The sequence below is a fragment of the Gardnerella sp. KA00243 genome (genome assembly GCF_049244105.1).
GTDB classification, from domain to species: Bacteria; Actinomycetota; Actinomycetes; order Actinomycetales; family Bifidobacteriaceae; genus Bifidobacterium; species Bifidobacterium leopoldii.
On sequence record NZ_CP058375.1, the window covers coordinates 558572 to 571076 of the forward strand.

General features: G+C 37.6%; 11 protein-coding genes, 1 tRNA gene and 2 pseudogenes. 4 read left to right on the top strand and 10 right to left on the bottom strand.

The window, feature by feature from the left end; all coding sequences use genetic code 11:
* Window positions 1–6 precede the first annotated feature (6 nt).
* The 4 genes and pseudogenes from HXT50_RS02215 to HXT50_RS02230 all read right to left on the bottom strand — a co-directional run.
* Window positions 7–1245, bottom strand: a pseudogene (locus tag HXT50_RS02215) (Na+/H+ antiporter NhaA); the annotation flags it as partial.
* Between the two features lie 159 nt (window positions 1246–1404).
* A tRNA-Arg gene (locus HXT50_RS02220) sits at window positions 1405–1478 on the bottom strand.
* Window positions 1479–1631: 153 nt separating this feature from the next.
* Window positions 1632–2306 (bottom strand): ATP-dependent Clp protease proteolytic subunit, encoded by a 675-nt coding sequence (locus tag HXT50_RS02225; RefSeq protein WP_004106323.1) that lies wholly within the window; start codon window positions 2304–2306, stop codon window positions 1632–1634.
* Between the two features lie 2 nt (window positions 2307–2308).
* Window positions 2309–2920, bottom strand: coding sequence for an ATP-dependent Clp protease proteolytic subunit (locus tag HXT50_RS02230; protein WP_004106325.1), 612 nt, complete (start codon window positions 2918–2920; stop codon window positions 2309–2311).
* Window positions 2921–3134: 214 nt separating this feature from the next.
* Here HXT50_RS02230 and HXT50_RS02235 point away from each other — a divergent pair, with 214 nt between their 5' ends.
* A complete protein-coding gene (locus HXT50_RS02235; RefSeq protein WP_064340609.1) occupies window positions 3135–3905 on the top strand; it encodes a hypothetical protein in 771 nt (256 codons plus the stop codon).
* A 133-nt stretch (window positions 3906–4038) separates the two neighbouring features.
* Here the strand turns inward: HXT50_RS02235 and HXT50_RS02240 are convergent, their stop codons facing one another.
* The 4 genes and pseudogenes from HXT50_RS02240 to HXT50_RS02255 form a co-directional block, all read right to left on the bottom strand.
* Window positions 4039–5436 carry a chloride channel protein gene (locus HXT50_RS02240; RefSeq protein ID WP_421776968.1) on the bottom strand — a complete coding sequence of 466 codons (1398 nt, stop codon included), beginning with the start codon at window positions 5434–5436 and terminating at the stop codon, window positions 4039–4041.
* Between the two features lie 235 nt (window positions 5437–5671).
* Window positions 5672–6595: a hypothetical protein gene (locus HXT50_RS02245; protein ID WP_020757464.1), complete on the bottom strand. Its 924-nt coding sequence runs from the start codon at window positions 6593–6595 to the stop codon at window positions 5672–5674.
* Window positions 6596–6660: 65 nt separating this feature from the next.
* Window positions 6661–8394 carry a type I restriction enzyme endonuclease domain-containing protein gene (locus HXT50_RS02250; RefSeq protein ID WP_306467725.1) on the bottom strand — a complete coding sequence of 578 codons (1734 nt, stop codon included), beginning with the start codon at window positions 8392–8394 and terminating at the stop codon, window positions 6661–6663.
* Between the two features lie 66 nt (window positions 8395–8460).
* Window positions 8461–8631 (bottom strand): annotated as a pseudogene (locus HXT50_RS02255) (hypothetical protein); the annotation flags it as partial.
* A gap of 557 nt (window positions 8632–9188) precedes the next feature.
* On the opposite strand from HXT50_RS02255, the gene HXT50_RS02260 reads away from it, so the two are divergent.
* The 3 genes from HXT50_RS02260 to msr(D) all read left to right on the top strand — a co-directional run bounded on the left by HXT50_RS02260 (window position 9189) and on the right by msr(D) (window position 11711).
* On the top strand, window positions 9189–9359 hold the full coding sequence (locus HXT50_RS02260; RefSeq protein ID WP_000873143.1) for a hypothetical protein: 171 nt from the start codon (window positions 9189–9191) through the stop codon (window positions 9357–9359).
* A gap of 385 nt (window positions 9360–9744) precedes the next feature.
* Window positions 9745–10128: an MFS transporter gene (locus tag HXT50_RS02265; protein WP_421776969.1), complete on the top strand. Its 384-nt coding sequence runs from the start codon at window positions 9745–9747 to the stop codon at window positions 10126–10128.
* Window positions 10129–10247: 119 nt separating this feature from the next.
* The gene (gene msr(D) / locus HXT50_RS02270) at window positions 10248–11711 is read left to right on the top strand and encodes an ABC-F type ribosomal protection protein Msr(D) (protein WP_000420313.1); all 1464 of its coding nucleotides are present in this window, start codon (window positions 10248–10250) and stop codon (window positions 11709–11711) included.
* Between the two features lie 117 nt (window positions 11712–11828).
* Here msr(D) and HXT50_RS02275 read toward each other — a convergent pair whose 3' ends face one another.
* Entirely contained in the window at window positions 11829–12119 is a 291-nt protein-coding gene (locus HXT50_RS02275) for a DUF5960 family protein (RefSeq protein WP_004121959.1), read from the bottom strand.
* Window positions 12119–12331, bottom strand: coding sequence for a helix-turn-helix domain-containing protein (locus HXT50_RS02280; protein WP_004121956.1), 213 nt, complete (start codon window positions 12329–12331; stop codon window positions 12119–12121). Before HXT50_RS02280 ends, HXT50_RS02275 begins: the two co-directional genes overlap by 1 nt.
* Window positions 12332–12505: the final 174 nt, after the last annotated feature.

Below are 12505 nucleotides of genomic sequence, written 5' to 3' on the forward strand. Positions count from 1 at the left end.
ATCTAATTCTTCTTCCATATGCTTTGCTTGCATAGAAAGTAAGAAGCCAGAAACTCCTGCAGCAATAATAGAAGCAACAAGAACGCCAAAACGTGCTTCAGCAGACAAATCTGCGTCAGAATACGCAAGCGAGGCAATAAGAAGAGAAACAGTGAAACCAATTCCACACGCACATGCTGTAGGCATTAAGTCTACTACGCGAAGACCATCAGGAACTTTCAAACCTAGAACACGCTTTGATATCCAAGCAGTTGCCATAATTCCAACAGGTTTACCAACAACAAGAGCAATAGTGATGGCAATCAAAATTGGCGAGAAGAACAACTCCCAAGTCAATGTTTCAAAATGCACTCCTGTAGCGAAAAGAGCGAAAATTGGAAGAGCCAATAACGCAGAAACAGGCTGAATTTTTTCACGATAGCGTTCAGCCCGAAGCGTTTTTTCACCATGAACTAAATGCGCCGGAGTTAGCAAACCCACCATTACTCCAGCTAAAGTTGGATGCACGCCAGCTTCATACATCATAATCCAAGCCATAATTCCTACTATTGCAACCAACGGCCATGGAACGCGCTTCAAACGCACTAAAGTAGTCCAAACCAAACCGCAAGCAATTACTCCAGCAAACCAATACCATGCGTTAAGAGACGAGAAGAAGACAGCAATAAGTGCTATTCCAAGCAAATCGTCTACTGTAGCAAGAGTCATAAGAAATGCGCGCAAAGCGTGTGGCAAAGTTTTTGCAAATAAAGCAAGAACAGCAAGAGAGAAAGCTATATCCGTTGCTGTAGGTATTGCCCACCCGTCACGAACCATATCAAGCGAAGGTAAAGCGCCAGAAGTAAGACGCATAATCTCCTGCCCAGCATGCAATTCAGAAAATACAGTTACTGTAGCAACAAACAGCAAAGGAGGCACAATCATTCCACCAACAGCACAAATCATTGGCATTGCAGCTGCGCGAGGGTCAGAAAGCGAACCAGCAATAAGCTCATGTTTTAAATCTAAACCAACCGAAAGGAAGAAAATAGTAAGCACGCCATCTTGTACCCAGTGACCAATCGACATGTGTATATTCGTCCACGGAATGCCTACATGAGTATGCGATACGGCTTCAAATATTGGTGCGGTTAAAGGAATATTTGCAAGCAATAAGCCGGTAAGAGCGAAACCAAGCATAATTAAGCCAGAAATTCGCTCATTATTTGCAATATTGCGTGCTACTCTCCAACTGCGTCGTATCATATTGTAAATATTTCCTCCACTAAATGCATTTATAACGTTTATAACGTTTTATAGTGCAAAATATGTGATTCGCACTTTTAAGTATAACTGAGAGGCATAAACCGAGCGAGTTGCATACGAATTAAAAAAACGCGGAGCAAAAGCTTCGCGTTTTGTTTGTGCGCCAGACAGGATTCGAACCTGCAACCTTCTGATCCGTAGTCAGATGCTCTAATCCGTTGGGCTACTGGCGCATGTTTCCAGCCTCAAGAACCATGTCCTTGTTTCCGGCAACTTGACTAATATACAACCATCCGCGCTAAAACACAAACCCCGGCGTGTCGACCGGGGTTTGTTGTTAAGAAATGCAAGAATTGATAAATACTCGCTAAGTTGTAAAGATTGAATTATGCTCTGCGCTCAAGCACTTCGTCAACCATTCCATAAGCTTTAGCTTCTGGAGCAGTCAAAATAGTATCCACTTCAATATCTTTACGGATGCGCTCAATATCTTGACCAGTATGCTTTGCAAGAGTTGATTCTAACCAAGAACGCAAACGCAACATTTCCTTAGCTTGAAGCTCAATTTCAGTAGCTTTACCAAAATCTTGACCCATTGCAGGCTGATGGATAAGCACACGAGCATTTGGCAAAATCATGCGCTTACCAGCAGCTCCAGCAGCAAGAATAATAGCAGCAGCAGAAGCAGCCTGACCTAAGCAAACAGTTTGAACATCTGGATTAATGTATTGCATTGTGTCATAAATCGCAGTCATAGCAGTCATCGAACCGCCAGGTGAATTAATGTACATCATCACATCGCGATCAGAATCCATGCTTTCTAAAACAAGCAACTGAGCCATAATGTCGTCAGCAGAAGTGTCATCTACTTGCACACCCATGAAAATAATGCGATCTTCAAACAGCTTAGTGTAAGGATCTTGCGTTTTCATGCCATATGGAGTTTGCTCGCCAAATTGAGGCAACACGTAACGATTAGTAATGCGCTGAGCAGAAGTAACGCCGCCAAAACCAGCTAAACGCTCAGCACGCGCAACAAACTTTGCTTCTTCACTTGCCATAATTACTCCTCACCGCGCATAGAAGCAGGAGTGGTCACAATTTTATCTACGAAACCATACTCCAAAGCTTGCTGAGCTGTAAACCAGTGATCGTATTCGTTATCTCGGTAAATTTCCTCTACCGTATGACCAGTCTGCTTTGCAGTCAATTCAGAAAGCGTTTTTTTCATATCCATAATAAGCTCTGCGTTAATTCGCACATCCGTAGCAGTGCCACCGACACCGCCAGAAGGTTGATGCATAAGCACACGAGCATGTGAGGTAATATAACGCTTACCAGGAGTGCCAGAACTAAGCAAGAACTGACCCATAGATGCAGCCATGCCAACAGCAATAGTTGCAACATCTGGCTCAATTAATTGCATAGTATCGTAAATTGCCATACCAGCAGTAATTGAACCTCCAGGCGAATTAATATACAACCAAATATCCTTCTTAGGATCTTCCGCAGCAAGCATTAACATTTGCGCGCAAATAACATTGGCATTCTCGTCTTTTACTTCAGATCCCAACCAAATAATGCGATCTTTTAGCAACCGATTAAAAATAGAATCAGTTGATGTAGGCGCTTCAGCCTGTTCCATCACAGGAGAAGCTGTAAAAAGCTCAGTCACTATATCTCCTTGTTACCACGTAATTATTTCTACACTACCTTGTGCGCATGACCGCATAGAAAATATTGCGAATATGATTTGAATTGAATGTTTTACGCCAAATTTCTAAAATTTTATTCATATCAACAGATGTAATTTTTACTTATTACCTCACGTTAGTATGCATTATTGAGTATATTTTTATTGGATTATCAATTCATTATAAGGAGTAATTATGGATCCTAACCAATTGCCAGACAACAACTACTCGCCTGCTCCGATGCCAAATAACGAGTATCCAAATAATGGTTACCAAAATAATACATACCCAAATAATGTAAATCCAAATAACGGATACCCAAACAATGGTTATGGAAACAATGGGTACCAGAACAACGGATACCCAAATAACGGATACCAGAACAACAATTACCCTAATAATGTAAATCCAAATAATGGTTACCAACCAAACTTATATCAGAATAATCAACAACCAGTCAACAACTATCCTGCAAACGCTTATCCAAATGCAACAAATACAAGTGCTCATAAGTCAAAATACATTTGGCTTATTGTTGTCATAGTAGTAGCAATAGTTGCAGTAGGTGGCTACGTAATTTCAACTAATCTTAAACCGCATTACAATTGCGCTGCACCAAAAAGCGCAAATATTGAAGAATACGTACATTGCCATCCAGAAGAAGCTAAAAAACTCACTAATGGATTTAATGATGCCACTAGCAGCTCACCATTCAACATAACGTTTGACACTAAAGGTGATCAGCTCAATATAAATGCAAAGTTCAAAAGGCACCTATCTGATTTAGAAATTACAGCGTTAAAGACTGGAATGCAAACATACGGCGATAGCCTCTCGAACTTGATGCCACAATCAGCATCGGATGAAATGAAAGAAAAAATTATTGCACCAATACGCATACATTTCTCCTTCTCAAACGATGATGGAACTTTTATCGCAGATAAAGAATTCAGTTCTAATAATTAATTAAAAAATAACTAAAATAACCAACATAACTAAAAAATATTTACTAATAACAAATGCGCCTTTGCTAATACTGAACTAGCATAGGCGCATTTATTTTGCACATATTGTATTTTCCATACTAAAAATTCAAACATTATTTGCGCATAAAAATTTTTGGTATTATCGCTATGCTTCTAGATACAGCACAAGAAACAGCCATCGGAATAATCATAATCATAGGCACATTCACTAATTGCGCTACCAAAAAAAGCGCAAACCACAATGACTTTCGGCTTGCAGTTAGCAGACTTGCAGCGCCAAAAATAGCAGCTATTATCAATAATTTTGGCTGACTTGATAACATGCCACCAACAACTGGAATGTTCATACTTATAAAACCTACGATCAGCCCTACGCAAGCCCCAGACGACATACTCGGCTGAAGCACACCACCACTTGCGCCAGCTCGAAGAGTGCAACTTGTTAAAATTATTTTTGCAACAAATAGTAGAAGCAAAGTTACCAAAGAGTTTTTGTCAATTGCAATACTTGTTTTTGCAATATTATATGCGTATTGTGCTAAAGCTCTGCCATTGCCCATAATTGCTGGATTCCACGATGCAACTAATCCCGTTACTAAGCCCATTAATGGCAAAAAATATAAGATTTGGTAATTGTGAGCACACTTAGAGCGAGCCCAACGAATCATCTTATGGAAAAGAATACCCACAATACCGCAAGCAATGCCAACTATAATTGCAAGCAGCAACACAGTAGTGTTGACAATATGGATGTCATTAAGACTTGGCAAACAATAGTAAGGTTCATCCCCAAGCACAAAAATAGTAGTCAATGATGCAATTTCACTTATACATAACGCAATAGCAAAAATACCAAATTTTTGTATAAGCCAATACCATTTCAAACGCTTTAAAGAAGATTTCGATTCGTGAGAAAAACGTGGAATTGCAACCAAACCTAGTGCCATAATCGCACCCGCTATTGGAGCGCGATAAACTCCAGCTAAACCAGCACCAGCAGCACTTGCAACCAAAACGCGAGCTTGAAATTCACTGACTCGAATAAAGCAGAGTAACTTCTGAGTAAGCATTGCAGCCAATTCTCGAGGCGCAACTTCTCTACCTAAACTTGCGCCAGAAGCAACTATAAAAATTTGTAAACATACATGGATAATCGTCGTATTAAATGGCATCGATTGGCCACTAACAGCATGAGCTATATCGACAATACGATTAGAAGATTTTGTCCATAACCACATCCAAATAATTGCAGCAACAGACATCACAATTAATACAACAGCAACATAATGCAATACTGGCAATCCAACTGGCGAAGGTTTAAGAGCAGATTCTGAAAATCCGAACATTACATTTTGCACAGCATGTAGTAACAGAGTTAATAATACTGCACCAACTCCAGCCATAACTGCAACAAAAAAAGCAATAAGACTTAATCGTAAACATGTAAAAACATAGTTCAAACACTTACCAGGTTTTTTACTGTCTACCATTTGCAAATTGCGTTTTTCCATTAGCAGCAGCCTTCCTTATGTTATTTGTTTTTCATTTTATTTGTTTTTCACTTTCTTTAAAGTATAACAACAACACAAAAACCCAGAGCAAAAGGAGTGTTCAGTAAGGGATTAAAAGAAAACCAACTGAAAGCCTTTAAGCGGGAACATAAGAAATAAAACGACCATACAAGAGTAGAGATACTCTGTGTGGCCGTTTTCTTATACTCAGATACCGAAATAGTATTTGAGATTTTTAGAACAAACCTTGTATTTGAGCTTGTATTAACACTGCAGTAACGCTGGCACCTGTATTAATTAAAAAGTCTTTTAGTCCAACCAATGCTGATTTTAAAATATGCGGTTTCTTCTCTTCTTCAATTTTTAATTTGATGTCAGCTAATAATTCTGTTGCGGTTTCTATATCCTCTTTTGATAAATCAGATTCACTAATACTTTTTTCAACGGCATCAACTACATCCTTAACTTTATCATAGGAAAATGTAACTGTATTCTCACTTCCAGACACTATCTGTACATTATCGGATGGCGAATTGATCACACTTGTATTCCCGTAATAATTATTCACGGTTTGCGGCATGTTCACTGCGGATTCTTTTTCAGTCTCAGAGAAAACCATATTTTCCCCTACAATACCTTCCGATTCTAATTTCAATGTCCATTCTAAAATAGTATTTTTGACTTTTTCTTCAATGTCTTTAACTGCAGTTGTAGGTACATGTAATGCATAATCCATTGGAAGTAGCGAATCAGCCATTTTATCAAACAATGCAAGTTGTTCGCCTGAAAAATCTAAAGTTAATACATTTCCTGAGGACTGACATAAAGAAATGATTTCAGAAATTGAATTTACTAACTTTCTTTCACAAATCTTTTTTTCGTATTCATTATCCTGTATTGAGGTTGGAATCCAACCGCGATAAGGATTGAAAGTTTTTAAACTTCCACGAACCTTTCTATACTCAGGGCAAGATTCTGGGTCAGGATAACCATTTAATTCGTGTTGAATCCATTGATCAAAATCAGCAAGCTTTAATTTTGATGCAATCAAATGTGCTTTGCGTAATATATTAACAACATCGCAATTTGATGACACAATTTCATTCTGTAATTCTAAAACAATACTTCCCATGTTATTCACCATCCTTCTTTCTACCATATAGGGCACTATTCTCAGCAAACATCATAGTTCTTCACATAGAAGCAATAAGGAAAAGGAATAATCTAACTTTCTGAAGTTGTTTCAGAATGCTCCTCAAAATTTTCTACCTGCTCCATCACCTTTGTGAACACTTCAGGACTATACTGTGGCGGATAGCCGTTCTTAACCAAACAAATCTTTATCTTCAATTTTAACTGATTACGCACATTCTGATTGTTGAGCCAGTCCACAAATGAAGACTCGGTATCTATTATTTCCTTAACTTTTTTAGCAAGTGTCTTGCATTTATCGTTTATCACAACACCGTTAACTTCTTTGTCAATGCCATATTCAAACTTATACTGGTCACGAAGAGCAATCAAAATATCATAGAATGCCTTTTCTTCAAAGGTTAATCCTATTTTACGGAAACTCTCACGATTTTCGTTCATCTGACGAAGTATCACTAAAGCTTGTTCAGTTGCAGCCTTAATAATATCTTCTGAGGCAGCTTCCTGTGTTGCCCCGGCTTCTTCAGCAGTAAGGTGCTTACGTCTTTCATGGTACTCATCAATAGTCTTTTCAATCATTTCTTGGAAAGATTTCGCTGCTAATTGGTTAACCCTGCCATATTCCTTTATTTGCTTACGGAGCATTTTGATAAGTAATTCTAACTTTGTAGCAGGCATTTCTACATCTGATAATTTTTCAAAGTATTCAGGAGAGAAGATATCTTCTTCCTCGCCACTTTCAAGAACACTTTCTACCTTATTGTATTTTAATGCCTCTTCAACCATCTTTGATACCACAAGATTCATAGTTTCAGCATCAACATCGCTGGTTCCACTCATTTTACGAACGAAGCCTGCTATAGCCATAAAGCACTGTGCAAGCGCAGATTCTTCTTCGCCCAGATTTCCAGAAGGTTGGCAAATATCAAAAGCACTTCTCATTCTCTTAACAGACTTTAAGAAATATGTCTTAAATGAGACCTGATTAGTTTTTCCGTTTCCTTCTGTCTGCAAGACCTGTGCTGATGTAAAGACATACTCAGCCGCTTTGGAAAGTAATTTATATCTTTCAACAGGGTCACATTTCGTATTAAGGAATGGAGCTAAGTCATAATCTGTAAACAGTGCTTTAAGTATTTCAATCTCCTCCCTGAATGCAGAGGTAGCCTGCTCAACGTCATCCGATGTGGGAGCAACTGATGTATCACCACCGTAAACCTTCATGGCCTCACGCATATTATCGCGAATGCCAATATAGTCGATAACCATACCATATTCTTTGCCGGGATATTTTCTGTTTACACGACTGATAGTTTGAATCAGCAAGTGCTTCTTCAAAGGCTTATCGTTATATAAATATGTAAGTGACGGAACATCAAATCCCGTAATCCACATATCAACTACGATAACAATATGGAAATTAGACTTTTCCTGTTTAAAGGCTGCATCCAGTTCTTCGCAACGTTTATCATTTTTAACTCCACCAAGATAGTTATACATCTCAGCTTCATCATTACTTCCAACACTCGATACCATAGCCATAAATGGCATAGGCTTTAATTCTTTAAGTTCTTCATCTGTTGCAGTAACTCCGTCAGGAGTTTTCTTTTCTTCAAACCATTCCGGATATTTATCCTTGAATTTCAAAAGAAGTGAATATGCAATTTTTCTGCTAGAGCAGACAATCATTGCTTTCTGAATTCTATCTGGGTCACTATCACAAGATGAAATATAATGGTCATGAATATCTATAGCAAGCCTCTCCAAGCGAGAAGGCTCGCCAAGGATAACTTCCATAGAACTCATTGCACGTTTACTGGCTTCAATATCATCATACGTTGCACCATCATCGGCACACTTTTTATAGTAATTTTCAATTTCTTTAGCTTTGGTCTTATCAAGTAACACCTTGGCAATACGAGGATGATACTTAATAGAAACAGTTAGTCCATCTGCGACCGCCTGATCCATAGTGTATCTATCAATTTCCTGACCAAAGGTCTGATATGTTTCGGCAATAGGAGTTCCTGTGAAACCTACAAACGTAGCATGTTGAGGCGGTAAGTTTGCTAGTCAAGGAGTAAAACGACGAAGATTAGCATTTACTTCCGCCCATGCGATAGCTGTCCGTGATTGACAAGTGCTAGCACGCAGACAGAACGGAGATAGCGAACCGCTGAGTGTGTCGCTCTGCTCGTAAAAGCTTAGAAACCTTTGAACGAAAGGGATAATGAAAGCCTTGATTGCAAGGCTTTTTGCTTTATGGTGGGTAAGTATCAGAGTGAGAAAATTTTTGGAATGAGTAGAAGTGATAGCTAGAAATTATCAGTTTCTATTTCCATTTACCCTGTGGGTACGTGTTTGTTTCCATTGACAAGGAGTTTGTGGGAATAGAAATGTACCCACCTTGTTTGAATCAAGTGAAGTGTAGTTGAAGGAAATCTGTTGAAAGCAATACTTCATTTTACCGAATAAGTAATAATTTAGGCAACTTCAAATCGATTAAAAAAAAAACTATTTTAAAGGTTAAGAGTAGACAAAAATTGTCCACTCTTTTTTGCAAACTCAATTTATCAATAAATGAAATGAGGGAATGTAAAATGAAATATTTTGAGGTTGAGTTAGAAAATCCTGATGAATTTTTAAAACTACAAACAGAAGATTTTGTGAAAGCTAATCGCTTGCTACTAAGGAAGATAATCCAGAGCGTTACAGTCTATGAAGAAAACTTCGTCATATCCTTTAAATCTGGCATCGAATTGGAAGTATGAGTCTCATTCCATAACTTTTATATTGAACATATCATCTTGTTGTGTTATACTATAAATTGATATAAACAAAGATGTAGGAGGAACCGAAACTATGACAGCCTCAATGCGTTTAAGATAAGCTGGCAATAAAAAAAGCAGAATCTATACCCGATGATAGGCTTTTTTGTTGTGCTTATTTATACGATATTGAGCATTCATTAGTTACGGTGAGGATATTGGTTATTTAACTATACCTTTATTTAACTATGTCTTTAATATGAATGTTTCCAAATTGTATGTATGCAGACCAAAAGCCACATTGTGGGGTTTGGCCTGCATTTTTTATTGCCTAGAATGCTATTCAAAATAGAAATTCAAGCAAAATAATATGCAGGAGATAATATAAATGGAAAAATACAACAATTGGAAACGAAAATTTTATGCAATATGGGCAGGGCAAGCAGTATCATTAATCACTAGTGCCATCCTGCAAAATGGATTTGTAATATTCGTAGTTTGCTGTGCAATAATGGGGCTTTCGGTGCCATTTTATAGCGGTGTGCAAACAGCTCTTTTTCAGGAGAAAATTAAGCCTGAATATTTAGGACGTGTATTTTCTTTGATCGGAAGTATCATGTCACTTGCTATGCCAATTGGGTTAATTCTTTCTGGATTCTTTGCTGATAAAATCGGTGTAAATCATTGGTTTTTACTATCAGGTATTTTAATTATTGGCATTGCTATAGTTTGCCAAATGATAACTGAGGTTAGAAAATTAGATTTAAAATAAACAATATTGGAGGAATATTTATGTATCTTATTTTCATGTAACTCTTCCTGCTAAAATCGCAGGGTTTTCCCTGCATACAAGCAAATGAAAGCATGCGATTATAGACAGGAGGAAATGTTATGGAATTAATATTAAAAGCAAAAGACATTCGTGTGGAATTCAAAGGACGCGATGTTTTAGATATAAATGAATTAGAAGTATATGATTATGACCGTATTGGTTTAGTAGGAGCAAATGGTGCTGGAAAAAGCACTTTACTCAGGGTACTTTTAGGAGAATTAACTCCCCCAGGATGTAAAATGAATCGTCTGGGTGAACTTGCCTATATTCCCCAGTTGGACGAAGTAACTCTGCAGGAGGAAAAAGATTTTGCACTTGTAGGCAAGCTAGGTGTTGAGCAATTAAATATACAGACTATGAGCGGTGGTGAAGAAACAAGGCTTAAAATAGCACAGGCCTTATCGGCACAGGTTCATGGTATTTTAGCGGATGAACCTACGAGCCATTTAGACCGTGAAGGAATTGATTTTCTAATAGGACAGCTAAAATATTTTACAGGTGCACTGTTAGTTATTAGCCATGACCGCTATTTTCTTGATGAAATAGTAGATAAAATATGGGAACTGAAAGATGGCAAAATCACTGAGTATTGGGGAAACTATTCTGATTATCTTCGTCAGAAAGAGGAAGAACGTAAGAGCCAAGCTGCAGAATACGAACAATTTATTGCGGAACGTGCCCGATTGGAAAGGGCTGCGGAGGAAAAGCGAAAACAGGCTCGTAAAATAGAACAGAAGGCAAAAGGTTCTTCAAAGAAAAAAAGTACTGAAGACGGAGGGCGTTTAGCTCATCAAAAATCAATAGGAAGTAAGGAAAAAAAGATGTATAATGCTGCTAAAACCCTAGAGCACAGGATTGCGGCCTTAGGAAAAGTAGAAGCTCCGGAAGGCATTCGCAGAATTCGTTTCAGGCAAAGTAAAGCATTGGAGCTCCATAATCCATACCCTATAGTCGGTGCAGAAATTAATAAAGTATTTGGGGATAAGGCTCTGTTTGAAAATGCATCTTTTCAAATTCCGTTAGGAGCAAAAGTGGCGTTAACTGGTGGTAATGGAATCGGAAAAACAACTTTAATCCAAATGATCTTAAACCATGAAGAAGGAATTTCTATTTCGCCTAAGGCAAAAATAGGTTACTTTGCACAGAATGGTTACAAGTACAACAGTAATCAGAATGTTATGGAGTTTATGCAGAAGGATTGTGACTACAATATATCAGAAATTCGTTCAGTGCTAGCATCTATGGGGTTCAAACAGAACGATATTGGAAAAAGTTTATCTGTTTTAAGCGGTGGAGAAATTATAAAATTGTTGCTTGCTAAAATGCTCATGGGTAGATATAACATCCTAATAATGGATGAACCCAGTAACTTCCTTGACATACCAAGTTTAGAGGCTTTGGAAATACTAATGAAGGAGTACACCGGAACTATCGTGTTTATCACCCACGATAAACGATTACTCGAAAATGTAGCAGATGTAGTTTATGAAATTAGAGATAAGAAAATAAATCTGAAACATTAAATTTAAGGTAGTCGCTGGTCAGTATAGTCTGTTCTGGTTGGCGACTCCATTGTTAAAGAGTATAAAGACTTTAGATTTTATGAATATTAAAAATAGGAACAGTCAATTGAACTGCTCCTATTTTTCTGCTAAATATATTGTAGTTTTCTTATATGTATAATGATAGATTAGCGGATTCTCATCTACGGTACTTACTTCAAATATGAAGAAGTGATCGCGGTTACCTGCATATTTGTTTTCTAACGCTTTTAGTGCGAGTAGGTTATCTCCATGTATGAGCATGTTTTCTGTATTAGGATCATTTTTGCAGTTTGATTTTTCTTTATCCTCAACTAGAATCCTAGGCTCTATTTTGATTTCTTTATCCTTACCAAGCCACGTAAGTTCCAGTTTTTGATTATTAGCCATTACTTTTCATCCTCCGCTATAAATTCCAAAATATCGTTGGGCGTGCAGTGTAAAGCTGTGCAGATACCTTCCACTTTTTCCAGTGATATATATTGCCCAGTGCGTAGTTTCGTAATAATGTTGGCGGAAATATTGCTCATTCTCATTAAGTCCTGATTGGAAATATCTTCTTCAATCATGCGATGTAATAGTTTTTTATAACTAACAGCCATAATTCCCTCCTTATTTTAATAGTTAAATATTATCACGATTCTGTGAGTATATCAACGATATAAAGAGCTAGCCACTCCGGAATATAGCAGATTAAAAAAGTCTCCTTTGCTATTCATTCAAGGCAAATGCCTAATGAATGCTTAGGAGATTTTTATTGTCAAAAATTTTTTCTA